Raw genomic sequence first — 23,601 nt, 5'->3', positions numbered from 1 at the left:
ATCAACATAGCTATATATATGACTGACTTTAAAAATGTTCCTCTTGCGGCATGAGAGCCACCTGATTGCCGGGATAGCGTAACAGCCTCCCGGCAAGATCAAGTTCCAGCAAGATCAGTTGTGCTGAACCAGCATTGATGCCGACATGCCTGACCAAAGCGTCCACATCAATCGGCACAGGGCCAAGCGCGTCGACCATAAGATCGCGCTCCATGTCTGTAGTGATCGGCTGCAGCACTGCCGGTTCTTCATCAAGCTGGTTCAGGAGATCAGTCTGTATCGGATTGGGTACAGTGCTGCCGTCCGGCATGAGTGGTGCCAGAGATTCGATCACGTCGTCCGCACCCGTAACGAGTGTCGCACCCTGCTTGAGGAGGGCATTTGTACCGCGAGCGCGCGGATCAAGCGGAGAGCCTGGCACGGCAAAAACCGTTCGCCCCATTTCGCCAGCCATGCGCGCGCTGATAAGCGAGCCGGAGCGTTCAGCCGCTTCAATGACAATCAGACCCAACGACAGCCCTGCAATAATTCGATTGCGTCGTGGAAAATCGCGCGCGCGGGGCTCTGCACCCATCGGCATTTCTGTAATCAGTGCGCCGCCGTTTTCGGGAATTGCGCGATAGATTGGCAGATTTTCAGGTGGGTAGGGCCGGTCGAGACCGCCAGCCAGAACTGCAATCGTGCCACTTGCCATGCTGGCCTTATGGGCCGCTGCATCGATGCCGCGTGCCAGTCCTGAAACGATGGCGAATCCGGCATCACCCAGATCGCGCGCAAGTTTTTCGGTGAAACGTGCGCCAACGACTGAGGCATTGCGCGAACCGACGATTGCTACGGGCGGTTTGCGAAACACATTCGCATCGCCCTTTATGGTGACCAATGGTGGTGGTGCTTCACAGTTTTTCAGTTGCTGCGGATAGTCCGGCTCGCCCATGCCGACAAGGCGGGCTCCCATATGCTCAATGGCTTCAAGCTCGCGCTCGGCATCGTCCAATGACGAAACGCGCACTGGCCGCGAGCCGCCGCCACGAATATTGAGATCGGGCAAGCGTTCGATTGCGTTGGCTGCAGAGCCGCAAAAGAGAATGAGATCGCGAAAGGCGACAGGACCGATGTTTTCGGTTCGGATAAGACGCAGCCAGTTTATCCGCTGGCGGTCGGAGAGGCGAATTCCAGTCTTCGAATTCGCGCCCTCTTTCATCCCTTTTTGCCGATCTTGCTTTCGGTGCCGCTCAGAAGTCGCGAAATATTGGCATGATGTTTGATGAAGATGATCACCGTCATGACGGCAAACAATGCTGCAATCGCAAGATCTCCACGCACGTAAAGTGCAATCGGGACAATGAGGGTCGCAACAAGAGCTGAAAGCGATGAATAGCGGGTCAGTAAGGCCGTGATGATCCAGGCGGCGATGAACACCAGCGCACCGGGCCAGGCAAGTCCAAGCAGGATACCGAGATAGGTCGCGACACCCTTGCCACCTTTGAAGCCGATCCAGACGGGGAAGAGGTGGCCGACAAAGGCACCAAACCCGGCTGCAATCGCAGCATGCTCACCAAAGCGCGAGGCAATCAGCACGGCGACGGTGCCTTTAAACGCATCGAGAAGAAGCGTTGCAGCAGCAAGTTTCTTGTTTCCGGTGCGCAAAACGTTGGTTGCGCCAATATTGCCGGAACCGATTGAACGCACATCGCCTAGCCCTGCAAGCCGCGTCAGGATAAGCCCGAAGGGAATGGAACCAAGGATATAGCCGAATATCAGCGTGCCGAGCGTCACCAAATTGACCATGCCTGTTTCGGCCATGAAACTCCCCATATCTTCTTTATTAAATCAATTGAGAAGAAAAGCCGCCTAAAAGCAAGACGGCTTTTCTAAAATTTGTGAGAGCTGCCAGAAAAGCCTAAGGCATTATTCTGGATGCTTATTTAAGCGATTGCTAAGCTGTGTAAACGGTTTTGCCACCAACTATGGTGCGGTTCACACGCCCCTGGAAGCGAGCACCCTCAAAGCAGCTGTTCTTCGAGCGCGAATGCAGATCCTGCTCGCGAACGACCCACGGCTCGTCGAGATCAACGATGGCAAGGTCAGCTTTTGCACCGGGCTTGAGCGTTCCGGCATCAAGGCCGAAAATACGCGCGGGCGCGGTCGAAAGCACTTCCGTAAGGCGCAGCAAAGGAATGCTGTCATTGTGGTAGAGGCGAAGAGCCGCTGCGAGCAGCGTTTCCAGGCCAATGGCACCAGCTTCGGCATCTGCGAAGGGAAGACGCTTGGTGTCGACATCCTGCGGATCATGGGCAGAAACGACAATATCAATTGTTCCATTCCTGACTGCTTCAACCATCGCCAGACGATCTTCCTCGCTGCGCAGAGGCGGCGAAAGACGAAAGAATGTCCTGAACTCGCCAATATCGTTTTCGTTGAGCGACAGGTGGTTGATGGAAACGCCGGCAGTGACTTTCGTGCCGAGTTCTTTTGAGCGGCGCAAAGCATCGGCAGACATGGCGCAGGAAATCTGGGCTGCGTGATATTTGCTTCTGGTCAGTGCGGCGAGCCGCAGGTCGCGTTCGAGCGGGATGACTTCAGCTTCACGTGGGCTGCCGGACAGACCGAGCCAGCTTGCGAACAAGCCTTCATTCATCACGCCATTTGCGCCGAGATAGGGATCGCGGGTTTCGCAGGCAATGACCGCGTCAAAGTCACGGGCATAGGTCAGTGCACGGCGCATCAATTGCGTGTTGGCAATCGTGTGACGACCTTCGGTGAATGCAACGGCTCCCGCATTGCGAAGCAGACCGATCTCGGTCATTTCCTCGCCATGCAGTCCCTTGGTAATGGCTGCTGCCGGATGGACATTGACGATGGCCGTGTCGCGCGCAGTACGCTTGACGAATTCAACAAGCGCAACATCATCAATGACCGGATCTGTATCGGGCATCATGATGATGGAGGTGACACCACCGGCTGCCGCCGCACGGCTTGCAGAAGCGATGGTTTCGCGATGTTCGGCACCGGGTTCACCGATGAAAACACGCGAGTCAACCAGACCGGGCAGGATTGCCATGCCGTTGAGATCAACGATTTCCGCGCCTTCTGGAGCGCCCTGATTGCGCGCATCGGCACCACTTGCGACAATCTTGCCATCCTGGATGAGCAAGCTGCCGTTTTCGTCCAGCCCGCGAGAAGGGTCAACGATGCGGGCATTTTCAAACAGGACCGCGCTCATGCTCGTTCTCCGGTGCTCGATTGGCTACGTCGGGGATCAAGCAGCGCTTCCATGACCGCCATACGAACGGCCACGCCCATTTCAACCTGCTGCTGGATCATGCTTTGTGGACCATCGGCAATGTCGGAGGCGATTTCAACGCCGCGGTTCATCGGGCCAGGATGCATGACGAGAGCATCAGGCTTTGCATATTTGAGCTTTTCGGTGTCGAGCCCATAAAAATGGAAATATTCGCGCACCGAAGGCACGAAGGAACCGGCCATACGCTCGCGTTGAAGGCGCAACATCATGACGACATCAGCGTCTTTCAAGCCTTCTTCCATGGTATTGTAAACTTCGACACTCATATCAGCGATGCCAGCGGGCAGCAGCGTCGAAGGAGCAACAACACGAACGCGTGCCCCGAGTGCATTGAGAAGAAGGATATTGGAGCGCGCAACGCGTGAGTGAAGTACATCGCCGCAAATCGCAACGATAAGGTTTCCGATTTCGCCCTTGGCGCGACGGATGGTGAGCGCATCAAGCAGTGCCTGGGTCGGATGCTCATGGGCACCGTCGCCTGCATTGACGACTGCACAGCCGACTTTTTGCGCAAGCAGTGCCGCAGCACCGGCCGAAGCATGGCGAATGACCAGAATATCGGGCTGCATGGCGTTGAGCGTCATGGCCGTATCGATCAGCGTTTCGCCTTTTTTGACCGACGAATTGCCGACGGACATGTTCATCACGTCAGCGCCCAGCCGTTTTCCAGCCAGTTCGAACGAAGATTGTGTTCGCGTCGATGCTTCAAAGAAGAGGTTGATTTGCGTGCGACCGCGCAGCACGGACTTTTCCTTTTCTGGCTGTCTTGAAACAGCGACTTCCTGATCAGCAAGATCAAGAAGGCAAAGAATGTCCAGGGGCGATAGCCCCTTGATGCCAAGCAGGTGGCGGTGAGGGAATAGCGGAGAGACCGTTTGGTTTGTCATGGCAAGTCACCCGTATAGAGCTGCGAAAGCTGGACCGCAACCGCCCTTATAATGGCTTTGGTCGATTCACAAAGAAAAACCTGTATTCTTTTGGGTGGAAATTGCACGTCCGTTGGAAAATGTTAGGAAATTGGAATGCATGAGGGCATAAATTGAATTCTGTACCCGCTTTAATTCTCAACAGACCTTAGAGTGGTTCCAGTTAAGACTGAATCGCTGAAATCGCTCTAACTACTTGTTCTTACGCATTTGCCTCACGCAAAACCGCTTCGCACTTTTGGCTCAAATGCTCTAACCAAACGGATAAGCCTGTGAAAACTCACGAAGTCACCAACCAGACACCGTCCATGACGGGCACCAATGCATATCTGGGCGATCCGCTTCTGATACAAATCGCAGCGCGTTTTCCGAAAGAGCTTCATACCGATCTGGAGAATACCGGACGTTTTGTCTTGTCGGCGGAAGCGCAGGATCTCGCACGGCTTGCAAATACCGAATTGCCGAAACTGCGTACGCATGACCGGCAGGGACGACGTGTCGATCTTGTTGAATATCATCCCGCTTACCATGCCTTGATGCGCCGTTCGATTGCGCAAGGGCTGCATTGCTCGATCTGGGAGGCCAATCCTCTTGAGACAGGTCGCAGGCATCAGGCACGTGCCGCGCGTTTTTATCTGACAGCGCAGCTTGAAGCCGGACATCTTTGTCCACTGACGATGACGAATGCATCGCTTGCCGCCGTGATGGCGTCGTCCGAACTATACAAGGAATGGTCGCCACAGGTTCTGTCGCGCAAATATGATTCTTCGCAAAAGCCTGCATTCAACAAGCAGGGCATCACGCTCGGCATGGGCATGACCGAAAAGCAGGGCGGCACAGATGTGCGTGCCAATACGACCCGTGCTGAACGCAAAGAGGATGGCACTTACACACTGAGCGGACACAAATGGTTTATGTCGGCTCCAATGTCCGATGCATTTCTCGTGCTGGCTCAAGCGGAAGAGGGCCTTTCATGCTTCCTGTTGCCACGTTTGACCAACGAAGCCGCTGGAAATGGCTTCTTCTTCCAGCGCCTGAAAGACAAACTGGGCAATAAATCCAACGCTTCCGCAGAAGTCGAATTTGACGGTGCTATCGGCCATCTTGTCGGAAATCCCGGCGAGGGCGTGAAGACCATTATGGATATGGTAACGTTGACCCGGCTTGATTGTGCGGTTGCCTCCGCTGGTTTGATGCGTTCAGGCCTGGCTGAAGCCGTTCATCATGCGCGTCATCGGGTAGTGTTCGATAAACCATTGATCGAACAGCCGCTCATGAGCCGCGTTTTGGCTGATATGGCGCTTGATGTTGCAGGTGCGACGGCACTTTCCATGCGCCTTGCGCGTGCTTTCGATATGGCCGCAAGTGACCGGGCGGAAGCCGCTTTTGCCCGCTGTATGACACCGGTTGTCAAATATTGGGTCTGCAAGATCGCGCCGTCACTGCTTTATGAAGCCATGGAATGCCTTGGTGGCAATGGTTACATTGAGGAGGGCAATCTCGCCCGCGCCTATCGTGAAGCTCCTGTCAACGCGATCTGGGAAGGCTCGGGCAATGTGATGGCGCTCGATGTAGCCCGGGTGCTGTCACGCGCACCGTCGCTTTTCGATGAAGTGCTGGACTGGATCAGCGAACAACTGGGTGTGCGTGGGCAGGGCACAATCGATGTGCTTCAGGCCGCATTGCAGCTGACTGAAACCGATCAGGGCGTCGCGCGTCTGCTAACGGAACAGCTTGCCTATGCCGCCGCTGCCGCCGAACTGCGTAATCTTGGTGCAGACGACATTGCGGATGCTTTCATTGAAACCCGGCTCGGTGGGCAGTGGCGCTCGACTTATGGCATGCTCGACGCGCGCCACAATGCCAACAGGATCCTCGATCAGCTCTATCCAGAGAGTAGCTGATCAAAGGTCAAGCCGGATTGATTTGTTGCCCGCACTGAGAACAGAACCGGCTATCAGATGACAACATAGTCTGGCATCTGGAGCAGGTCTGCTCGTTTGGTTTTGCAAAGGCGGAACCGCACTTCGAACAATATGATGCTGAGGCGTCAGCGCCGAAATTGCATGCCAGACAGGCCTTCAGTTGTGGCGTTGGTTGTGCCTGCTGATTTTCCCATGGAGAATAACTGCCATGTTTGGAGCCGTGACATTTGCCCTGCCCATAACCATTTCCATGGTTCGTTCCATTTCTATAATCGTTATGTCCATTGCTCATATTGCCGACGTATCGGCGCATAAAATTTTGTAAAAAACTCATAAATTTATCTCGTAAAATAAGTAACTATTTTGCGAGTCTAAATCCTCTAGTGACTAGAGGAGCAAGTGAAATCATTTATTTTTTAGTTTTTTCTGCCGACCATTAATTTGTGGACTGTCGGTTATCCGAACCACTATTCGGGATTGTTCTCGTGTCTTTGACGATCGAGCAGGTGAAGGCGATCCAGTGCGCCTTGCAGAATGAATGATGCAGCGGCTGAATCGATGCGTTCGGCCCGCTTGCCGCGAGAAACATCCATGCCGATCAGTACGCGTTCGGCAGCAACTGTCGAGAGCCGTTCGTCCCAGAATACGAATGGCAGATCGGTCAGCGGCTGCATGGTGCGTACAAATGCGCGTGTTGCCTGAACGCGTGGGCCCGCAGTGCCGTCCATGTTCATCGGCAGGCCGATAATGATGACGCCAACTTTGTCGGCTTCGAGCGCTTTGAGCAGCACCTGTGCATCGATTGTGAACTTGGCACGTTTGATAACAGGTCGAGGATTGGCAAAGGACAGGCCAAGATCGGAAACGGCAAGGCCAATGGTTTTGGTGCCAAGATCAAGACCGGCAATGGTCTGGCCAGGTTGCAGAATTTCCAAAACGTCTTCGATTTCAACGACGGCCATTGTTCCTCTTTGGGTTCCTCATAGCATTTTGATCAGGCGTCATATTGCCTGAAACTTCATTCGCGTAATATCTGTTTTAAAACTGAAAATCGAGCCGCAAGGAGTACTGCAATGAAAATCACCTGGTTGGGCCACGCAGCCTATCGTGTTGAAACGGACAAAGCGGTCATTCTGATCGATCCATTCATCAATGGAAACCCTGGCGCCAAAGGCATCGATTTTAAAGAAGCAACGCAGGGTGTCACGCATATTACGCTGACCCATGGTCATGGCGACCATATCGGCGATACAGTCGAAATCGCCAAAGAGCATGGTGCAACGGTTATCGCAAACCCTGAAATAACTGGCTGGCTCGGTCGCCAGGGCCTTGAAAATTTCAGCATGGGCAATACCGGCGGCACGATTGTTCGCGATGGCTTCAGCGTGACGTTTGTCAACGCGTTGCATTCTTCTGCACTGATGACTGAAGATGGCATCACGCAATCAATGGGCAATCCGAACGGCCTGGTGTTCCATTTCGAAAATGCGCCGACACTATATCATATGGGTGACACGGATATTTTCTCCGACATGGCTCTCATCAATGAACTGCATCAGCCAGAAATCGGCATCGTGCCGGTTGGTGATCGCTTCACCATGGGTGGCGCTGTTGCCGCACTCGCCTGCCAGCGCTATTTCAATTTCAAGACCGTGTTGCCGTGCCATTACGGCTCGTTCCCGTTCATTGAAAAGACAGCAGACAAATTCGTTGCGGCAATGGCCGATCACAAGGAAACAAAGGTGCTGGTGGCTGAACCCGGCACTGTTCACAGTTTCTAACTGCGGATGGAAGCGCAAGAAATGTTGCGCTTCCCCACCCGCACCGTTATAGCCGGTAAAAGAACCTTTCCGGGGCAGCCTCATGCTGTCCTACTCAAGCATTTGCGGAGAACAGGATGTCCGTCGATATTTCCACCGTCAAGCGCGTTGCGCATCTTGCGCGCATTGCTGTCAGTGAAGATGAAGCTGCACGCATGACCGGTGAACTCAATGCAATTCTGGGCTTTGTCGAGCAGTTGAACGAAGTCGATATTGAAGGTGTTGAGCCGATGACTTCGGTGACGCCGATGAAGATGCGCCTGCGTGAAGACGCAGTGACGGATGGTAATATCGCCAATGCCGTTGTTGCCAATGCGCCTGTAACCGAAGACAATTTCTTCGTGGTGCCAAAGGTCGTGGAGTAAGTCGATGGTCGTTCGGGTTTCCGTCGAGACCCCACTGCAGGACGATGTGCGCGATCTGGTTGAAGCGCTGAATGCGCATATGCTGCCGCTTTCGCCTCTCGAGTTCCAGTTCAAGATGACTGTCGAACAGATGGCAGAGGTGAATACCACGGTTTTCGTCGCACGAGATGAGAACGGCAAGGCTGTTGGTTGTGGTGCGTTGAAAATGCATGACAACGGTGTGGGTGAACTCAAGCGCATGTTCACTCGCCCGGAAGTCCGCGGCAAGCGTGTCGGTTCACTTCTTGTCGATGCGATTGTCGAGCTGGCAAGAGCCAGGGGTATTTCGCGTTTGGTCCTTGAAACGGGCACTGGCACCGGCTTCGATGGCGCCTGGCGGCTTTATGAGAATTCGGGTTTTGTGCGCTGTGGTGTGGTTCTGGATTATCCGGACTCCGAATACAGCGCCTTTTTTGAAAAGCGTCTCGTTGAGGCGTGACTTTACAGGATTTGACGATGAGCGAACTGACCGCACTGACCATTGCCGAAGCGCGCGACAAGCTGAAGGCCAAGGCATTTACCGCGACTGAACTCACAGATGCCTATATTGCGGCTATTGATTCCGCCAATGACAAGCTCAATGCCTATGTCGCTGTGACGCCTGAAAAGGCGCGCGAAATGGCAAAGGCTTCCGATGCGCGTATCGCTGAAGGCAAAGCCGGTGCGCTTGAAGGTATTCCGCTTGGCGTGAAAGATCTGTTTGCGACCAAGGGTGTTCACACGCAGGCTTGTTCGCATGTTCTTGATGGCTTCAAGCCGGAATATGAATCGACCGTAACAGCCAATCTCTGGGCAGATGGCGCAGTCATGCTGGGCAAGCTCAACATGGACGAATTTGCCATGGGCTCGTCCAATGAAAGCTCCTATTACGGTCCTGTGAAAAACCCATGGCGTGCGGATGGCTCGGACGTCGATCTGGTGCCGGGCGGCTCTTCGGGTGGTTCGTCGGCAGCAGTTGCGGCGCATCTTTGCGCAGGCGCTACGGCAACCGATACGGGCGGCTCGATCCGCCAGCCCGCAGCTTTCACAGGCACTGTCGGCATCAAGCCGACCTATGGCCGCGTTTCGCGCTGGGGCACAGTTGCTTATGCATCGTCGCTTGATCAGGCTGGGCCGATTGCCCGCGATGTGCGTGATGCAGCGATCCTGCTCAAGTCCATGGCATCGCTTGATCTGAAAGATACGACCTCGGTTGATCTGCCGGTGCCGGATTACGAAGCAGCTATCGGCAAGTCCCTGAAGGGGCTCAAGATCGGTATTCCGAACGAATATCGCATGGATGGCATGCCGGAAGAGATCGAAGCGCTCTGGCAGAAGGGCGTCCAATATCTGAAAGATGCGGGTGCAGAAATAGTCAATGTTTCGCTACCGCACACCAAATACGCACTTGCCGCCTATTATATCGTTGCGCCTGCAGAAGCTTCGTCCAACCTCGCACGATATGATGGTGTGCGTTATGGTCTGCGCGTACCGGGCAAGGATATTGCCGATATGTACGAACAGAGCCGCGCTGCTGGCTTTGGCAAGGAAGTGAAGCGCCGTATCCTGTCCGGAACCTATGTCCTGTCGGCTGGCTATTACGACGCCTATTATCTGCGCGCGCAGAAGGTTCGCACGCTGATCAAGAAAGACTTTGAAAACGTCTTTGCAAGCGGCGTTCATGCAATCCTGACACCTGTAACGCCGTCTGCTGCGTTCAGCATTGGCGACAAGGAACTGGCGAACGATCCGGTCAAGATGTATCTCAACGACATCTTCACCATTACGCTCAACATGGCCGGTCTGCCGGGCATTGCTGTTCCTGCGGGTCTTAACGATCAGGGCCTGCCGCTTGGCTTGCAGCTGATTGGTCGTCCGTTTGAGGAAGAAACCTTGTTCCAGGCAGCCAGTGCGATCGAGCAGGCAGCCGGACGCTTTACCCCGAAGAAATGGTGGTAAAATCTGAACCTCTCATTCGCCGGGCAGAAATGTCCGGCGAGTTTGTTTTTATGGCTGAACTAGCCGTTCGTGCATGGCAAACTGCGGCGCGAGACATTGAGCTGACGGATGAAAGTCGGTCTGTGCTTAAAGCGAAATTCCTGCGTGATCTGAACGAGAATGCAGATGGCGTTCTGGTCGCATCGCTAGACGGTGAGATTTGCGGTTGGGGTGCGCGCGTCCCGAAATCAAACTATATTTCCGACCTCTGGGTTAATCCCGCCCACCATGGCCAGGGATTGGGTGGCGCATTGCTTGGCGCGCTGATGGTGCAGATTGTTCTCGATGGTTTTGCGGAAGCCGAAATAGGCACCCATGCCGATAATCTTCCGGCAATCGGGCTGTATGAAAAAGCAGGGTTCAGGACCTATCACCGCAGCGAAGAATGGTCCGAGAGCTTTGGTCGCAATGTCGATAAAGTCAGAATGCAGGTAAAGCTCTAAAGCATGTCGCCCAAAAGTGGGAACCGGTTTTGGGATAAAGACATGCTTGAAAACAATGACTTAAAACGTGCCACATGGATATAAAGAAATGCGACCCGCTCTAAGCGGGCATTGCCATTTCAAGACGCGCTCCTATCCTCTTCTATAGCAACTATTTTCAGGAGGAGGGGCTTATGTGGATCATGCTTACGGATGTCAGTGGCGAACGGGTTGCAGTGAATTTCAACCACGTTCTTTCCTATAATGCATATGGGACGGGAACCCGCATCGTAACGCTGAGCACGGACCTCACGTTTTTTGTCAAAGAATCCACCGAAGAGATTGAGAGCAGGCTTGGGATTGATGTGAAAAGTTGATCTTTTTACAGAGAAACGGCAGCTCATTGTTGATGAGTTGCCATCTGTATTTTCACGTATTACCACCCGATTGAACCCGATCAGATGTCGAGCTCTTCCACAAAGGCCGCACGATCCTGAATGAAGCGGAAGCGGGCTTCCGGCTTTGTGCCCATCAGATCATCGACCGTGTTGCGCGTCTCATCGATATAGTCTTCATCGACGTGTACCCGCAGAAGCGTGCGTTTCTTGGGATCCATGGTCGTTTCCTTGAGCTGCTCGGCACGCATCTCGCCAAGACCTTTGAAGCGACCGATTTCAATCTTGCCGCGTCCGGTGAACAGCGTGCGAAGCAATTCGTCCTTATGCGCATCATCGCGCGCATAAGCGACTTTACCGCCCTGGCTCAAACGATAAAGCGGCGGTACGGCGAGATAGAGATGGCCGTTACGAATGAGGTCCGGCATCTCCTGATAGAAGAATGTAATCAGAAGCGATGCGATATGCGCGCCATCCACGTCAGCATCGGTCATGACGATGACGCGATCATAGCGAAGGTCATCTTCGCGATAATTCTTGCGCGTACCGCTACCAAGCGCCTGCACGAGATCGGCAATCTGCTGGTTTGCGGTCAGCTTTTCGCGGCCTGCACTCGCTACGTTCAGAATTTTGCCGCGCAGTGGCAGGATCGCCTGATTGGAGCGATTGCGCGCCTGTTTCGCCGAACCACCAGCCGAGTCACCCTCGACGATGAACAGTTCGGCACCGGCCGCCGCGTTCTGCGTACAGTCGGCAAGCTTGCCGGGAAGGCGCAGCTTGCGCGTAGCACTTTTGCGGACAGTTTCCTTTTCCTGACGGCGACGCAGGCGTTCTTCAGCGCGATCGACAACCCAGTCGAGCAAGCGTGAAGCTTCCTGTGGCGAAGCTGTAAGCCAGTGGTCAAACGGATCGCGGATGACATTTTCCACAATACGCTGCGCTTCAACCGTCGCAAGCTTGTCTTTGGTCTGTCCGACGAATTCAGGTTCGCGAATGAAAACCGACATCATGGCAGCCGCTGAAATCATCACGTCATCGGTGGTGATGATTGAAGCGCGTTTGTTGTTGGTCAACTCTGCATAGGCTTTCAGGCCCCGCGTCAAAGCAATGCGTAAGCCTGCTTCGTGCGTGCCGCCATCGCCGGTCGGGATCGTATTACAGTAAGAATTCACGAAGCCGTCGCCGCCATACCACGATACAGCCCATTCAACTGCACCATGCCCGCCTTGTTTTTCAGTACGGCCTGCAAAAATCTCGCGCGTAACCTGATGTTCTTTGCCCAGCGACGCAGAAAGATAATCTTTCAGGCCACCTGGGAAATGGAATACGGCCTTTTCGGGCGTTTCTTTTTTCGGGTCGAGAAGAGCCGGGTCGCAGCTCCAGCGGATTTCCACGCCGCCAAACAGATAGGCTTTCGACCGCGCCATGCGATAAAGCCGGTGCGGATCGAAATGGGCGCTTTTGCCAAAAATATCCGGGTCTGGATGGAAGCGGACACGCGTGCCGCGACGGTTATGCACCTCGCCTGCATCTTCCAGACCACCCTGCGGAATGCCACGCGAAAAGCGCTGACGATAGAGGCGGCGATTGCGTGCGACTTCGACTTCCAGAACATCGGAAAGGGCGTTGACCACCGAAACACCCACGCCATGCAGACCGCCGGAGGTTTCATAGGCTTTGCCGTCAAACTTGCCGCCCGCATGTAGCTTTGTCATGATGACTTCAAGCGTGGATTTTCCCGGAACCTGCGGGTGCTCATCCACCGGAATACCGCGGCCATTGTCGCTAACAGTCAGGAAGCCTTCAGCATCGAGACTGACTTCAATGAAGTTGGCGTGGCCTGCAACCGCTTCGTCCATCGAGTTATCGATGACTTCAGCAAAAAGGTGATGCAGAGCCTTTTCGTCCGTGCCGCCAATATACATGCCGGGGCGCAAACGGACCGGCTCCAAGCCTTCAAGGACACGAATAGATGACGCGTTATAATCATCGCTTCCCGACGAGACGGGTGGTGCCTTGGTAGCAACAGGTGCGGGCTTTGGGGCAGATGGCAACGGTGTCGCTGCCGGCTGCGCAACAGGTCGAGGGGCGGGAGCCTTTTCAGACTGTCGCTCCTGCACCCGTTCGCGGGCATTGTTGACTACTCTGGAAAAGAGATCGTTATCGTCCATCTTTGTCCGAAAAGCTTTCTGTCTGAATCTACGAGGGCAGCGTCATGCACGCTTAAGCCGAAAATAGTCTGTCTGCGAATCATATAGATGATGCCACGGGAATTCACGAAAGGCGACTAAAGTTCGCCTTACGTTCTGCTTTTGCCGGGCTTTATCAAAGGGTTTTATTCGTCCGCAACGGGATTTGCACCAGAAACATGGCGAAAGTCAAACCGCACGCTTTTCTGAGGCTGATTAAGATGGAAACGAAGAGTCCATTCGCGTAAGCGCAATGCGTGGTGAGAAAATTGCGAGTGGTGAAATGCAGGGCAGTGCGAGAGTTGGCGTAGAAGCGCATGTGAAGGGCATGGCAATCATGGTGCTCTCGGTGTTGCTGCTGCCGCTTATGGATGCCATCGGCAAGTGGCTTGCCATGATGGATAATATGCCGCCTGCAACAGTCACCTTTATGCGATTTTTCATCCAGTCCGTGCTGATGTTTCTGGTGTTGATCGTCATGGGCGGCTTCACAGCTTTGCGCACGATGCATCTTACCGGCAATCTGGTTCGCGGTGCCCTGATGGGGTTTGGTGGCACATGCTTTTTCACGGCGGTCAAATATATGCCCCTGGCCGATGCCATGGCGGTGTTCTTCGCCGAACCACTGATCCTGACGCTGCTTTCTGCTGTGTTTCTGAAAGAAAAGGTTGGCTGGCGTCGTTTTAGTGCCGTCGGCATCGGGCTGATCGGTACGATGATCGTCATTCAGCCGAGTTTTGAGATTTTCGGGGCAGTATCACTGCTGCCCTTGGCGACCGCTGTCACCTTTGCAATCTATCTGATCCTGAATCGCAAATATGGCGCTAAGGAAAGCCCCGTCGTCATGCAACTCTATGCAGGCATCGGCGGTGCTTTTCTTGCAGGTCTGGCTATGGTGCTTGGCACGGCCATCGGTGTCGAGGATCTGACTTTCGCGCTCCCGTACAGCCTCCAACCATGGTTGTTGTTGCTTCTGCTGGGCACGATTGGCACCGTCAGTCATCTGCTGGTCGTGCAGGCGTTCAAGCTTGCGCCTGCATCGATGCTTGCGCCATTCCAGTATCTTGAAATCGTCAATGCAGTGCTGGTCGGACTGATTGTCTTCGGTGATTTTCCAACGCCGTCGAAATGGTTCGGCATCTTTATCATCGTCGGATCGGGCTTCTATGTCTTTATGCGTGAGAGGCGCGTGAAGTCCGTCTAGATCATTTCTAGATTAAGTTGAATCATCAGAAATGCTCTAATTTCCCTTTGTCTGACGAGGGCCGAAAACGCTTTCGAAGGCCTTGCCGAGTGCGACATCCACGTCGCCCATAGTCACTGGAAGCCCCAGATCGACCAGACTGGTAACGCCATATTCGGCGATGCCACAAGGAACGATGCCGCCGAAATGTTCGAGTTCCGGCTCGACATTGATTGCAATGCCGTGGAAACTGACCCAGCGACGCAGCCGAATGCCGATAGCCGCGATCTTGTCTTCGCACATGCCGCCATTGGCAAGTGGCGGCTTTTCAGGGCGCACAACCCATACGCCAACGCGATCTGCGCGTCGTTCACCCCTGATGTTGAATTGCGCAAGCGTCTCGACGATCCATTGTTCAAGCGCCGTTACAAACGCGCGCACATCTTCACGGCGTCGTTTGAGGTCGAGCATGATATAAGCCACGCGCTGGCCGGGACCATGATAGGTGTATTCGCCGCCACGCCCGGTGTTAAAGACCGGAAAACGATCAGGTGTCAGCAGATCTTCTGCATGGGCACTCGTGCCAGCCGTATAAAGCGAAGGGTGCTCAACGAGCCAGACAAGCTCATTTGCCGTACCTTCGCGAATGGCCTGAACGCGCGCTTCCATGAAGGCAAGCGCCTCTTCATAATCGGTCAAACCCTCAGCAATCAGCCATTCAACTGCCGGAGCATCCGCAGTCAGAGGCAGGAAATGCGTTCCACCGGATGCTGTATCGCGCGTGGAGGATAATGGTTCGTCCGTGCGGGCGGTGAAATGGGGGGAGGAGCTATCGTTCATGATAGCAGCATATGGCGCTTTTTCTGCGCCTCTGCCAGATGGCAAAATGCCTCTGTGCATTGCCGTCGAGCAAACTCAGGCGATCAATTGACCTGATTTCATCTTGTGGTCGAACCCAGGAAACACGTCGGAGGTGATCGGTGCCAGAACATTGATTTTCAGACCTGAAGCGGCGAAATCAATATCGCATCGTGCTTTCAGTTCTTCCGCCAGCACAAGGCGTAACAAGCGCTGGCCGAAACCACGGTGTGACGGGCGCGTGACAGACGGTCCGTTTGTTTCTATCCAGCGCATCTGGAATTTCTTTTGACCCTGATCATCGACGACGTCCCAGTTGAAATCGATGCTGCCGTGTTCATTGGATAGAGCGCCATATTTGACGGCGTTGGTCGCAAGCTCATATAGCCCCAGTGAAAGTGACACTGTCACGCGGTCACTCACGAACAACGAAGGGCCGCTCATGCGGATGCGGTTGCCGAATGTTCTGTTGAACGGAGCCAGCGCCATATTGGATATTTGCGTGATGGTCGCGCCGCCCCAGTCTTCCTGAAGCAACATATCATGTGCTTGGGCGAGCGCATGCAGACGCTCGTTGAAGAGCTGACTTGCCTGCTCAGAATTGCTGGCATTGCGCAATGTCTGGTTAGCAATGGATTGCACCATCGCCATCGAGTTCTTGAAGCGGTGAGAAATCTCGCGGGTTACGAGGGCTTTGTCGGCTTCGGTTTGCTTGCGTTCAGTGACATCCAGCATCACGCCAAGCAATGTCGGGTTTTCAACGAGCAGAGCTTTTGCACGTGTTTCCACCCATATGGTTTCGCCGGCTCTGTTTACGATCCGATATTCCATGGAATAGGGTTCGCCGGTCGCGAAGGCCTCTTCAGTTTGCTGCAGCACTGCCATTCTGTCTTCGAGCACTACCATGTCGATGATCTGGTCAAAATGGATATGTTCGCTTTCCTCGAACCCAAAAATGCGACGGCATTCAGCTGAACCCGTGACGTTGCCGGTCTTCATATCACGGGTCCAATAGCCGATATTGGCAACATCTACGATGTAATCGAGGTGGTTCTGGCGGCGTTTTGTTTCATTGGATAGCGAGTCTCGCTCTTGTTGAAGTTCGACAAGCCGTTTGAGTTCGAGCGTGACATCAAGCTGAGTTGAGACAAAATGCTGAAGCGCGCCATCAGGGCCTTTGACTGGTGAAATATGCAGTCTGTTCCAAAAAGCCTCGCCAGATTTCTTATAGTTCAATATGTCGACATCGATGGATGTTTCCGCCGTCAAAGCGGCTCGGATTTTCGCCACATGCTCGGGAGACGTTCCCACGCCTTGCAGAAACCTGCAATTTTTCCCGATGATTTCATCTGGCAGATAGCCTGTCAGTTGCAGGAAGGCCTTGTTCGCATAGACGATTGGGTTGTCCAACAAGCGTGGATCGGTGATCAGCATCGGCGTCGGCGTATGTTCCACCGCAGCCAGAAATGGATTGGCCTCTTTTGACATCAAGTCCGAGGCGAAATTGCTGGCCGATTCTAATTCAGTTGACACGACACCCCCAACGCACACACGCCGTTACAACTCATTTTAGAAGGTTGTAAAGTTAGCTGATAATGGCAGCAATTGCGAATAAAATCACATTTATTCCTGGTGGGTAGAGTTTGACGTTTGAATCCCGACCAATGCAAATGCTATTTCATACGTCAGGTTCGAAAAATGCACTCGCTATCATGACACCGGATCGGCACCAGGCTGGTTTTGCATTAATTATGTTTGTGCTGAGCTCAGGCCCATCACTTGCCAGATATATAGGGTGCTATATATTCTTGGCTGTCATTCAGCACACGTTCATCTAACATCGACCATGATGTGTGCAGTTGAACTGGAGAACAAGATGATTAACACCTTGAAAAAAATGATGGTTGGCTTAATCGGCGCGACTTTTATGATCGGTGCGATGGCGCCAGTTTCTGCTGCTCCGGTCTTGCTCACTGCTCAGGTGGCTGGCAGCGATAACGTCGTTCCGGTTCGGAATGACCGTTGGGATCGCCGTGGTCACGGCAATTGGAATGGTCATCGTCCGGGTCGTCCAGGTTGGAATGGCCATCGCCCAGGTCGTCCGGGCTGGAACGGCAATCATCGCCCGCGCCCAGGTTATTGGAACGGTCATCGCGGCTATAACCACTATCGCAATGGCTACCGTCGTCACAATGATGGCTGGTGGTATCCACTGGCAGCCTTCGGCGCTGGTGCAATTATCGGCGGTGCGATTGCACAGCCTGCGCCTCAGCCGGTTTATCGTTATAGCAACAACCACGTTCAGTGGTGCTATAACCGCTACAAGTCCTACCGTGCTTCGGACAATACGTTCCAGCCTTACAACGGTCCGCGTCAGCAGTGCTATTCGCCTTACCGTTGATAAATTAAGCTTTCGGAAAACAGCCGCCTCAAAAGGGCGGCTGTTTTTTGTTTGGAGGTAATTCGTAGATGCTCCAAATATTTGTTTTAACGCTCATCTTTGTCCGAAAACCGTTTCACACTTTTCGGGATGCGCTCTAACCACCGCGCTGGTCGTATCCTTCAACGTCTTCGCCGGTCATCTTATGATGCAGATACTGCTTGAGCCGACTGATCTGATCTTCGCTCCAGCCATCGACATCTGCGACTTCAATCCATGCATCTACATAGTGTTCCGGCGCATAAACATGACCGTAACCCAACGGTGTTGTGGTCGCGAAAGCCATATCCAACGCGAGCTGTAACATCGTAACCACCGGATACCACCGCAATTGCGGTGAAACATCGAATCCGCGTGGAGCGTTCATCCACTCCGGCTGGCGATAGAATGCGTGACTGTCAAAGAAGACCACGGCGTCGCTCGCATATTGCAAATAGACGATACGAAGCGGCCCCCACCGGTTACCGTTGCCAGGAGCTTCTCCTTTTTGGTTCATGAAACGGGCAAAAGAGCCGTCCCGGAAAACAGGCAGCCATTCTGGAGAACCCGCATTTCGGTCCCGTGTGATCTGTTTCCAATCCCGGCTTGGGAAGGGTGGTCCACTCCATAATGCTCCGTTGATCGGATCTGCCAGCATTTCAAACAGGGCAATGGATTTTTCGGAGTTCATTGCACCGAGGCTGAGGCCATAGAGATACAAGCGCGGACGCTGGTCTTTCGGCAGGGTTTTCCAGTAGTTATAAACCGTTGTAAACAGTGCACGTGAGGCTTCCGCTCCATATTCGGGCTGGAAAAGCAGCGAAAGCGGGCTGTTGAGATAGGAGTATTGCATAGCAATGCTGGCAACATCGCCATCATGAAGAAATTCAAGGCCATCCATTGCCGCCGGATCAACCCAACCCGTACCTGTCGGCGTGATGATGACAAGGATCGAACGGTCAAACCCGTTTTGGCGCTTAAGTTCTTCAAGGGCGCGTTCTGCACGCTGCCTGGGCTGATCGGCCACATTCAGGCCGGCATAGACCCGGATAGGGTCCACAGCCTGACGCCCTGTGAATGACGAGATTTCGTCAGCAGTTGGCCCTGATGCTACAAATTCACGACCGGCACGTCCCAGTTCTTGCCATTTCAGGAGAGACGCGGCGCTTCCGGTTTTATCAGCCGCGACGGGTTGCGGACGATCTGGCTCAATCAATGCGTCAAACTCACGGAACGAGCGATCAAGCACCTCAAATGTTGATTGAATAAGAAGGCCGTTCGCAATCGTCCAGATCAGGGCGACGGTCAGCGCTATCCCCACCACATTGGCCACTCTTCGTGGCACAACGCGGTATATTTTTGCTGAAATGTAGTGCCCAAGCCAGATGAGCGCGCGCGTCAACAGCAACAGGATCAGAAAGGTAACGATAGCCAATCCACAGACGCTTGCGGGATAAGCGCTTGGCACGGGCTCCATGCCCATTACAGATCGCACCGAGTTCTGCCAGCCAGCTGAAAGGTAAAGTGCTGCTATCGCGACGGCCAGACAAATAAGACCGACGACCAGATTAACGCGGCTGCGTAAACGGTCGTGAGGTTCAGGCAATTCAAGGTAGTGCCAGATCCAACGCCAAAAAACGCCAAGACCATATCCAGAACCAAATGCCACGCCGCACAAGATACCTTGCATCACATATGTTCGTGGAACGAGGCTCGGTGTCAGAGCTGCTGCGAAAAGCAGAGTACCCAGTGCCAGCCCGATGCCGGAAAGGGAATGTCTGAAACGAAAAACGGCTTTGGCGACAAATGACATGAAAAACCGAAACGTTGGAATGAGTTACGCAGAGTAGCCTACAGTATCATTTCGACAACCGGAATCGATTTCTGGAATCATTTAGGCTCTTTGTAACGGCTATTGAGCGGCGCGATTCTATCTTTTCGGCACGCAACAGATCAAATTCTTTGCCAAAAAGACGAATTCAAGCGTGGCGATTTCATCGACAAGCCCTGTGGGCTCGGAGTTTCGATCAATTGGCGCTGATTTTTTGAATTTATGTTGGAGAAACTTGATTTTATGGTGTTGACCAATGCGAAAGCCGCCCTTATGTTCCGCCGCACTTCCAGGGACGATTTGTTCCTCTAGGGAGCGCGTAGCTCAGCCGGTAGAGCAACTGACTTTTAATCAGTAGGTCCAGGGTTCGAATCCCTGCGCGCTCACCAAAAATCTTCAACGATATCAATTGTTTGATTTTGGTGTGGCAGCTTTAGCCATGTGCCGCAGATGGTCACGAATTTCCCAGAAAAACGTGCATTTTCAGGAATGCGCGGGGAATCGGCGGCACATGGTTTGACACATGGCACACGGTTTACGCGGTCCGCTCGGCTTCCAAGCTTTCCATCCATTTTTTGAGGCTGGATCGGCGAGCGGCGACTGTGCCACCAAGTTTGAAACTAGGCATAATTTTATCGTAAACCAGCCGATAAGCTTGGCGCCTGGTGACACCAAGATACTTGGCGATAGGCTCGACGCCCATAAGCAGATCAGCTTCGTTGTCGTTTTCATGCTGCATATTGATTCCCTCATTATTTGATTTGCTCACGCGTCACCGCCTTTCAGGGCTTGGCGACCGGCAGGGGTGCGAGGCATGGTGCCGAGTAGGTAGCAATTCCAATTAAGGTTTGCTTTTTCCCAATAATCCCGCGCTTCATCTTCATCATCAAAGACGGCCATATCCATCTGTATATCGTCAAACAGAACTATAAACTGGCGCTTTGGCTGGTCGGAAGGCTGGCACCAGATTTCCTGATGGTTCATTCGCTCTGCTCCCCTAGTGGGCTGGCGTTGAGGGCTTCGATTATCTCCTTCGCAACCCTTCCAACATCGTGATGGGTGAACTTCCAGCCAAGAGACTTCAGACGGTCGTAGGCGATACGCAGCGCTTCTGCCTGTGTTCTGTCGCCATACGCGACCATCTCTATGAGTTCCTTACTCGGCATTGCTGCCCTCCTTTGCGCGCAAGAGGGCGATGCGACCCATGTGGTGGGAAATAGCTTTCGCATCGTTCTCAAATCCGTATTGAGTGCCTTTCGAGAGTTCGCGAATATATCCTTCGCGTTCGGTTATTTCCCTATCAGGCCCGTCCAGATTGGATAGTCTGTCAATGAGGGTCATGTGGCGGTCTCAAGGCGGCGCGGGCGCGTTCTTGCCACCACAAAGATCGGTTGTCTGGGTGAAACTGGCGATTTCCTCGAGCGCTTTCCTTGCTGCCGCGAGTTGGGTTTCGAGGGATCTGACGTACGCTTCTCGATCTGATGCTTCTCCGCGCATAACTTGGGTGGCGCGCTCGACTTCCTGCTTCATCCGCTTAGTCGTGTATCGTGGTGCAGCTTCATCATCGCCCATAATCATGGCGTTGATCTTTTGCAGACGTTCTATCTCCACAGTCAGCGCCGCGTTGTCGGCTCTCACTTGCTTCAAGTCATCTTGAGATTGTGCGAGACGTTGCTCTGCGGTTTTGCGCATAGCCCGTTCCACCGCAATGATGGCCTCGGCCTGCGAGCGGGTGACGACTGCTTCTGTCCATGCTGGAGTTGGTTGTGCAGTAATAGTATGCGCCGAACAATGCTTAGCGAGCCATCCGGGTGTCACATATCCTACCGTCACCAGTCCCGTATCTGTAGCGGCAGGCGCGGGGCGGGTGTTAAGCTCATCCTTGCACCTTTGAAGCAGTGTTCTTGCGTGTCCACCGATGCCATGCGGAACGAGAGCGCCTTTCGCATCAAGTTCTAACAGAGCGTCAATCAGACTAATAAGGTTAGACATTGCTTCCTCCTGTCGGGCGGGTTAGTGAAAACTGTCCATGAGTTTCCATTTCCGCAAAACTTAGCTTAGGGATTTGAGATAGCTTCGCGGTGCCTTGATACTCTATCCGACCGTAATCGTTGAAAGGTCGGGACTGAACAAAGCCATGTTCGATCAACTCATTGATAGCCGTTAAAGACCTGTCGGTTAGGACGTTTTCCGATCTGGTCCCTCCTACCCGGAGTGTTGATTTTTCACCAAAACCAAAAACCGATTGAGCAATTACGCGGGCATCTATTGAAAGCTCTCTCATTCCGACGCTCCCGGTGAGGCTGGGAGGGTGACGAAGCGACCGTCTTCAAACTCTTCACGTGGGCGTACCCAGATCGCGCCATCATCTACGCTGCGATAGATTGCGACTTCTTCCATATCAATTGACTGGTCAAAGCCATCACGGCTCACCTGCCAATTGTCAGCCTGCATCTTTCCAATGCCGATCAGGGCGTACTCGGTGCCGCGCTTCTTATGCCGATGCGTAGGCAACCAGCCATCCGATACAGGCTGAGAAGAAAGGGCACGAATGGCTATAGCGCTGATACGGTGTTCTTTAGCGAGCATTAGGCCAGTAACGTCAGTACCACCGATTTCAGCCTCATAACCTTCTGCTTCGCTCTCGTGCCATTTAGCCGCTTCCTCCAACGCCTGCGCACGTGGGGATGACACCCGTTGCAGGAATGGGGCGGCTGCGGAATCTCCATCTGATCCGCATTTGTTCTTATTTTGGACGCTGACGCCTGCAGCCTGTGGATAATTATTCATCGCAGGACCTCACCAACATAACGCATCTCATCACCAACGACGACAGCCCGACCTGCTGCTGCCAGACGGCGAGCAACGGGCGCTGGTATGCCGTGGTTCCCTATGCGCTGCGGGCCTAGCCGCAACGCGTTGAGGAATGCGGCGTCGATATTGCTGCCGCGTATGTCTGGGGCTCGTATGTCCATCACGCCGCCCTCCGCTTGAAAGGACGGCGATTGTCGTTAACCGGTCGCACGCGGCGCATACGGAACTGCTCGCCCGTCTTGCGTGACACATCATATGCAATGTCTTTGATCTTTGCGGCAGTCGCCGGGTCGCTCACGCGATACCAACGGGCAATCGAAAGGATCGCTGCTGCGGTCGTTCCCTGAGCAATGAACTCGTCGGCGGTAAGGATTTGTCTTGCGGACATCATTGGTGCTCCTCGTGTGGTGTTGGTAAGCGTGACGACCCGTGGCGTGAAAACGCGTGGATCGTCGATTTTTGGGAAATCCTGAGGCGCTACGCCCCGTCGCTATCTTTCGCGATAAATCATGTGACGCCGAGCCCTACTGCGCCAACCGTCACAAAGAAGCCAATGACAACCGTCATCTCAACGGCTTCGCGCGCTGCGTATCGTATCCAAGGCATGGGGCGAGCGTGCTTTTTGGCGCGGTGATCCGGGCGACGCATTGGTTCGTCACTGCAAGCACGATGCACTTCGGTGTGCAGGTCTGGCTCCATGTCGGCGAGCATTTCCAGCAGGGCGCGGTTCATCACGCAGCCTCCGCCATGGCTTCGTCGGCAGGCTCTGCGCTGGCGGGCAGCGCGTCAAACAAGGCCTCATTGCTGGTAGCAATAGCGCCGCTTGTCTGGAAAACTTCGTATGTTTCGCCCGGGCAGAGCTTGGCGAGGCGTGTTGCCTCAGCCAGTGCTTGCTCAAAAGAGCCGTGCTCATAAGGCAGGGTAGTAGCTACGCTGACGCGGCCGGTTATTTTGCCGCGGCGGAATACAAAGAATCCGCCGCCGATTACTTCGTTCTTGCGAGGTGCTGGCGATCTTCTTCTTCTCGGTGAAACTGCAGTCATAATTGGTACTCCTCGTGTGGGTTGGTTCAGCAGATCGGCCCGTTCGTCTGGGTGTCTTCGTGCTGTTGGAAAAACATATACGATAAACGTA

At 53.8% G+C, this 23,601-nt stretch carries 30 protein-coding genes and 1 tRNA gene; 10 read left to right on the top strand and 21 right to left on the bottom strand.

Annotated features, from left to right (window positions below; translation table 11 throughout):
* Positions 1-28: 28 nt before the first annotated feature.
* From dprA to C9380_RS16315, 4 genes are all read right to left on the bottom strand, one after another.
* A complete protein-coding gene (dprA, locus tag C9380_RS16330) occupies positions 29-1,201 on the bottom strand; it encodes a DNA-processing protein DprA (protein WP_128094049.1) in 1,173 nt (390 codons plus the stop codon).
* Positions 1,198-1,803 carry a glycerol-3-phosphate 1-O-acyltransferase PlsY gene (gene plsY, locus C9380_RS16325; protein ID WP_128094048.1) on the bottom strand — a complete coding sequence of 202 codons (606 nt, stop codon included), beginning with the start codon at positions 1,801-1,803 and terminating at the stop codon, positions 1,198-1,200. The genes dprA and plsY overlap by 4 nt, the downstream gene beginning before the upstream one ends.
* Positions 1,804-1,936: 133 nt before the next feature.
* Positions 1,937-3,223, bottom strand: coding sequence for a dihydroorotase (locus tag C9380_RS16320; protein WP_024900234.1), 1,287 nt, complete (start codon positions 3,221-3,223; stop codon positions 1,937-1,939).
* Positions 3,220-4,191, bottom strand: a complete 972-nt coding sequence (locus C9380_RS16315; protein WP_128094047.1) for an aspartate carbamoyltransferase catalytic subunit — start codon at positions 4,189-4,191, stop codon at positions 3,220-3,222. The genes C9380_RS16320 and C9380_RS16315 overlap by 4 nt, the downstream gene beginning before the upstream one ends.
* A 311-nt stretch (positions 4,192-4,502) precedes the next feature.
* Between C9380_RS16315 and C9380_RS16310 the strand changes: the two genes are divergently transcribed.
* Positions 4,503-6,134: an acyl-CoA dehydrogenase family protein gene (locus C9380_RS16310; protein ID WP_105707587.1), complete on the top strand. Its 1,632-nt coding sequence runs from the start codon at positions 4,503-4,505 to the stop codon at positions 6,132-6,134.
* 7 nt (positions 6,135-6,141) lie between these two features.
* On the opposite strand, the gene C9380_RS28540 is transcribed toward C9380_RS16310, so the two are convergent.
* Together C9380_RS28540 and ruvX are read right to left on the bottom strand one after the other, a co-directional pair.
* Positions 6,142-6,447: a double zinc ribbon domain-containing protein gene (locus tag C9380_RS28540; protein ID WP_353954649.1), complete on the bottom strand. Its 306-nt coding sequence runs from the start codon at positions 6,445-6,447 to the stop codon at positions 6,142-6,144.
* Between the two features lie 175 nt (positions 6,448-6,622).
* A complete protein-coding gene (gene ruvX / locus C9380_RS16300) occupies positions 6,623-7,117 on the bottom strand; it encodes a Holliday junction resolvase RuvX (RefSeq protein WP_128094045.1) in 495 nt (164 codons plus the stop codon).
* Between the two features lie 111 nt (positions 7,118-7,228).
* On the opposite strand from ruvX, the gene C9380_RS16295 reads away from it, so the two are divergent.
* The 6 genes from C9380_RS16295 to C9380_RS16270 all read left to right on the top strand — a co-directional run bounded on the left by C9380_RS16295 (position 7,229) and on the right by C9380_RS16270 (position 11,155).
* A complete protein-coding gene (locus tag C9380_RS16295) occupies positions 7,229-7,936 on the top strand; it encodes a metal-dependent hydrolase (RefSeq protein WP_024900238.1) in 708 nt (235 codons plus the stop codon).
* 116 nt (positions 7,937-8,052) lie between these two features.
* Positions 8,053-8,340 carry an Asp-tRNA(Asn)/Glu-tRNA(Gln) amidotransferase subunit GatC gene (gene gatC / locus C9380_RS16290; RefSeq protein ID WP_024900239.1) on the top strand — a complete coding sequence of 96 codons (288 nt, stop codon included), beginning with the start codon at positions 8,053-8,055 and terminating at the stop codon, positions 8,338-8,340.
* 4 nt (positions 8,341-8,344) lie between these two features.
* Positions 8,345-8,818 (top strand): GNAT family N-acetyltransferase, encoded by a 474-nt coding sequence (locus tag C9380_RS16285; RefSeq protein ID WP_100557217.1) that lies wholly within the window; start codon positions 8,345-8,347, stop codon positions 8,816-8,818.
* Between the two features lie 17 nt (positions 8,819-8,835).
* On the top strand, positions 8,836-10,317 hold the full coding sequence (gatA, locus tag C9380_RS16280; protein ID WP_128094044.1) for an Asp-tRNA(Asn)/Glu-tRNA(Gln) amidotransferase subunit GatA: 1,482 nt from the start codon (positions 8,836-8,838) through the stop codon (positions 10,315-10,317).
* Positions 10,318-10,367: 50 nt separating this feature from the next.
* A complete protein-coding gene (locus C9380_RS16275) occupies positions 10,368-10,799 on the top strand; it encodes a GNAT family N-acetyltransferase (protein WP_247877616.1) in 432 nt (143 codons plus the stop codon).
* 173 nt (positions 10,800-10,972) lie between these two features.
* Positions 10,973-11,155, top strand: coding sequence for a hypothetical protein (locus tag C9380_RS16270; RefSeq protein WP_024900242.1), 183 nt, complete (start codon positions 10,973-10,975; stop codon positions 11,153-11,155).
* An 80-nt stretch (positions 11,156-11,235) separates the two neighbouring features.
* Here the strand turns inward: C9380_RS16270 and parE are convergent, their stop codons facing one another.
* Positions 11,236-13,344 (bottom strand): DNA topoisomerase IV subunit B, encoded by a 2,109-nt coding sequence (gene parE, locus C9380_RS16265; protein WP_024900243.1) that lies wholly within the window; start codon positions 13,342-13,344, stop codon positions 11,236-11,238.
* A 301-nt stretch (positions 13,345-13,645) separates the two neighbouring features.
* Between parE and C9380_RS16260 the strand changes: the two genes are divergently transcribed.
* Entirely contained in the window at positions 13,646-14,566 is a 921-nt protein-coding gene (locus C9380_RS16260; RefSeq protein WP_128094455.1) for a DMT family transporter, read from the top strand.
* A 36-nt stretch (positions 14,567-14,602) separates the two neighbouring features.
* On the opposite strand, the gene lipB is transcribed toward C9380_RS16260, so the two are convergent.
* Entirely contained in the window at positions 14,603-15,430 is an 828-nt protein-coding gene (gene lipB, locus C9380_RS16255) for a lipoyl(octanoyl) transferase LipB (protein WP_105707616.1), read from the bottom strand.
* A gap of 30 nt (positions 15,431-15,460) precedes the next feature.
* The gene (locus tag C9380_RS16250) at positions 15,461-16,891 is read right to left on the bottom strand and encodes an HWE histidine kinase domain-containing protein (protein WP_128094454.1); all 1,431 of its coding nucleotides are present in this window, start codon (positions 16,889-16,891) and stop codon (positions 15,461-15,463) included.
* Positions 16,892-17,279: 388 nt separating this feature from the next.
* Here C9380_RS16250 and C9380_RS16245 point away from each other — a divergent pair, with 388 nt between their 5' ends.
* A complete protein-coding gene (locus C9380_RS16245) occupies positions 17,280-17,804 on the top strand; it encodes a BA14K family protein (RefSeq protein ID WP_100557211.1) in 525 nt (174 codons plus the stop codon).
* 136 nt (positions 17,805-17,940) lie between these two features.
* Here C9380_RS16245 and C9380_RS16240 read toward each other — a convergent pair whose 3' ends face one another.
* Entirely contained in the window at positions 17,941-19,635 is a 1,695-nt protein-coding gene (locus C9380_RS16240) for an alpha/beta hydrolase (protein ID WP_024900248.1), read from the bottom strand.
* Positions 19,636-19,966: 331 nt separating this feature from the next.
* Between C9380_RS16240 and C9380_RS16235 the strand changes: the two genes are divergently transcribed.
* Positions 19,967-20,042 (top strand) — tRNA-Lys (locus C9380_RS16235).
* Positions 20,043-20,188: 146 nt separating this feature from the next.
* Here the strand turns inward: C9380_RS16235 and C9380_RS16230 are convergent.
* The 11 genes from C9380_RS16230 to C9380_RS16180 all read right to left on the bottom strand — a co-directional run bounded on the left by C9380_RS16230 (position 20,189) and on the right by C9380_RS16180 (position 23,510).
* A complete protein-coding gene (locus C9380_RS16230; RefSeq protein WP_235822369.1) occupies positions 20,189-20,422 on the bottom strand; it encodes an excisionase family DNA-binding protein in 234 nt (77 codons plus the stop codon).
* Positions 20,419-20,637 carry a hypothetical protein gene (locus C9380_RS16225; RefSeq protein ID WP_128094042.1) on the bottom strand — a complete coding sequence of 73 codons (219 nt, stop codon included), beginning with the start codon at positions 20,635-20,637 and terminating at the stop codon, positions 20,419-20,421. The genes C9380_RS16230 and C9380_RS16225 overlap by 4 nt, the downstream gene beginning before the upstream one ends.
* On the bottom strand, positions 20,634-20,819 hold the full coding sequence (locus C9380_RS16220; RefSeq protein WP_128094041.1) for a hypothetical protein: 186 nt from the start codon (positions 20,817-20,819) through the stop codon (positions 20,634-20,636). Before C9380_RS16220 ends, C9380_RS16225 begins: the two co-directional genes overlap by 4 nt.
* Positions 20,809-20,994, bottom strand: coding sequence for a hypothetical protein (locus C9380_RS16215; protein ID WP_128094040.1), 186 nt, complete (start codon positions 20,992-20,994; stop codon positions 20,809-20,811). Before C9380_RS16215 ends, C9380_RS16220 begins: the two co-directional genes overlap by 11 nt.
* 9 nt (positions 20,995-21,003) lie before the next feature.
* Positions 21,004-21,645: a hypothetical protein gene (locus C9380_RS16210; protein ID WP_128094039.1), complete on the bottom strand. Its 642-nt coding sequence runs from the start codon at positions 21,643-21,645 to the stop codon at positions 21,004-21,006.
* Complete coding sequence (locus tag C9380_RS16205; RefSeq protein WP_128094038.1) at positions 21,638-21,937, bottom strand: hypothetical protein; 300 nt, start codon at positions 21,935-21,937, stop codon at positions 21,638-21,640. The genes C9380_RS16210 and C9380_RS16205 overlap by 8 nt, the downstream gene beginning before the upstream one ends.
* Complete coding sequence (locus tag C9380_RS27085) at positions 21,934-22,443, bottom strand: hypothetical protein (protein ID WP_210249776.1); 510 nt, start codon at positions 22,441-22,443, stop codon at positions 21,934-21,936. The genes C9380_RS16205 and C9380_RS27085 overlap by 4 nt, the downstream gene beginning before the upstream one ends.
* The gene (locus tag C9380_RS16195) at positions 22,440-22,628 is read right to left on the bottom strand and encodes a hypothetical protein (protein WP_128094037.1); all 189 of its coding nucleotides are present in this window, start codon (positions 22,626-22,628) and stop codon (positions 22,440-22,442) included. Before C9380_RS16195 ends, C9380_RS27085 begins: the two co-directional genes overlap by 4 nt.
* On the bottom strand, positions 22,628-22,855 hold the full coding sequence (locus C9380_RS16190) for a hypothetical protein (protein WP_164844675.1): 228 nt from the start codon (positions 22,853-22,855) through the stop codon (positions 22,628-22,630). Before C9380_RS16190 ends, C9380_RS16195 begins: the two co-directional genes overlap by 1 nt.
* A 119-nt stretch (positions 22,856-22,974) precedes the next feature.
* The gene (locus C9380_RS16185; RefSeq protein ID WP_128094035.1) at positions 22,975-23,199 is read right to left on the bottom strand and encodes a hypothetical protein; all 225 of its coding nucleotides are present in this window, start codon (positions 23,197-23,199) and stop codon (positions 22,975-22,977) included.
* The gene (locus C9380_RS16180; RefSeq protein ID WP_247877615.1) at positions 23,199-23,510 is read right to left on the bottom strand and encodes a hypothetical protein; all 312 of its coding nucleotides are present in this window, start codon (positions 23,508-23,510) and stop codon (positions 23,199-23,201) included. Before C9380_RS16180 ends, C9380_RS16185 begins: the two co-directional genes overlap by 1 nt.
* Positions 23,511-23,601 lie beyond the last annotated feature (91 nt).

The sequence above is a fragment of the Brucella pituitosa genome, assembly GCF_003049685.1.
Lineage (GTDB): Bacteria > Pseudomonadota > Alphaproteobacteria > Rhizobiales > Rhizobiaceae > Brucella > Brucella pituitosa.
The sequence above is the reverse complement of the archived record's forward strand: the minus strand, read 5'-3'. Positions and strand labels throughout refer to the sequence as shown.

Excerpts from the sequence above, each read along its gene's own strand:
- gatA (WP_128094044.1), top strand. The coding sequence starts at position 8,836 with ATGAGCGAACTGACCGCACTGACCATTGCCGAAGCGCGCGACAAGCTG.
- C9380_RS16270 (WP_024900242.1), top strand. The coding sequence starts at position 10,973 with ATGTGGATCATGCTTACGGATGTCAGTGGCGAACGGGTTGCAGTGAAT.
- C9380_RS16210 (WP_128094039.1), bottom strand. The coding sequence starts at position 21,645 with ATGTCTAACCTTATTAGTCTGATTGACGCTCTGTTAGAACTTGATGCG.
- C9380_RS16240 (WP_024900248.1), bottom strand. The coding sequence starts at position 19,635 with ATGTCATTTGTCGCCAAAGCCGTTTTTCGTTTCAGACATTCCCTTTCC.
- C9380_RS16295 (WP_024900238.1), top strand. The coding sequence starts at position 7,229 with ATGAAAATCACCTGGTTGGGCCACGCAGCCTATCGTGTTGAAACGGAC.
- C9380_RS16180 (WP_247877615.1), bottom strand. The coding sequence starts at position 23,510 with ATGACTGCAGTTTCACCGAGAAGAAGAAGATCGCCAGCACCTCGCAAG.
- C9380_RS16205 (WP_128094038.1), bottom strand. The coding sequence starts at position 21,937 with ATGAGAGAGCTTTCAATAGATGCCCGCGTAATTGCTCAATCGGTTTTT.
- C9380_RS16215 (WP_128094040.1), bottom strand. The coding sequence starts at position 20,994 with ATGACCCTCATTGACAGACTATCCAATCTGGACGGGCCTGATAGGGAA.
- C9380_RS16285 (WP_100557217.1), top strand. The coding sequence starts at position 8,345 with ATGGTCGTTCGGGTTTCCGTCGAGACCCCACTGCAGGACGATGTGCGC.
- C9380_RS16190 (WP_164844675.1), bottom strand. The coding sequence starts at position 22,855 with ATGTCCGCAAGACAAATCCTTACCGCCGACGAGTTCATTGCTCAGGGA.
- gatC (WP_024900239.1), top strand. The coding sequence starts at position 8,053 with ATGTCCGTCGATATTTCCACCGTCAAGCGCGTTGCGCATCTTGCGCGC.
- plsY (WP_128094048.1), bottom strand. The coding sequence starts at position 1,803 with ATGGCCGAAACAGGCATGGTCAATTTGGTGACGCTCGGCACGCTGATA.
- C9380_RS16260 (WP_128094455.1), top strand. The coding sequence starts at position 13,646 with ATGCAGGGCAGTGCGAGAGTTGGCGTAGAAGCGCATGTGAAGGGCATG.
- C9380_RS16315 (WP_128094047.1), bottom strand. The coding sequence starts at position 4,191 with ATGACAAACCAAACGGTCTCTCCGCTATTCCCTCACCGCCACCTGCTT.
- ruvX (WP_128094045.1), bottom strand. The coding sequence starts at position 7,117 with ATGGCCGTCGTTGAAATCGAAGACGTTTTGGAAATTCTGCAACCTGGC.
- C9380_RS16220 (WP_128094041.1), bottom strand. The coding sequence starts at position 20,819 with ATGCCGAGTAAGGAACTCATAGAGATGGTCGCGTATGGCGACAGAACA.
- C9380_RS16225 (WP_128094042.1), bottom strand. The coding sequence starts at position 20,637 with ATGAACCATCAGGAAATCTGGTGCCAGCCTTCCGACCAGCCAAAGCGC.
- C9380_RS16320 (WP_024900234.1), bottom strand. The coding sequence starts at position 3,223 with ATGAGCGCGGTCCTGTTTGAAAATGCCCGCATCGTTGACCCTTCTCGC.
- C9380_RS16195 (WP_128094037.1), bottom strand. The coding sequence starts at position 22,628 with ATGGACATACGAGCCCCAGACATACGCGGCAGCAATATCGACGCCGCA.
- parE (WP_024900243.1), bottom strand. The coding sequence starts at position 13,344 with ATGGACGATAACGATCTCTTTTCCAGAGTAGTCAACAATGCCCGCGAA.
- C9380_RS27085 (WP_210249776.1), bottom strand. The coding sequence starts at position 22,443 with ATGAATAATTATCCACAGGCTGCAGGCGTCAGCGTCCAAAATAAGAAC.
- C9380_RS16185 (WP_128094035.1), bottom strand. The coding sequence starts at position 23,199 with ATGAACCGCGCCCTGCTGGAAATGCTCGCCGACATGGAGCCAGACCTG.
- C9380_RS28540 (WP_353954649.1), bottom strand. The coding sequence starts at position 6,447 with ATGAGCAATGGACATAACGATTATAGAAATGGAACGAACCATGGAAAT.
- C9380_RS16250 (WP_128094454.1), bottom strand. The coding sequence starts at position 16,891 with ATGTCAAAAGAGGCCAATCCATTTCTGGCTGCGGTGGAACATACGCCG.
- C9380_RS16245 (WP_100557211.1), top strand. The coding sequence starts at position 17,280 with ATGATTAACACCTTGAAAAAAATGATGGTTGGCTTAATCGGCGCGACT.
- C9380_RS16275 (WP_247877616.1), top strand. The coding sequence starts at position 10,368 with ATGGCTGAACTAGCCGTTCGTGCATGGCAAACTGCGGCGCGAGACATT.
- dprA (WP_128094049.1), bottom strand. The coding sequence starts at position 1,201 with ATGAAAGAGGGCGCGAATTCGAAGACTGGAATTCGCCTCTCCGACCGC.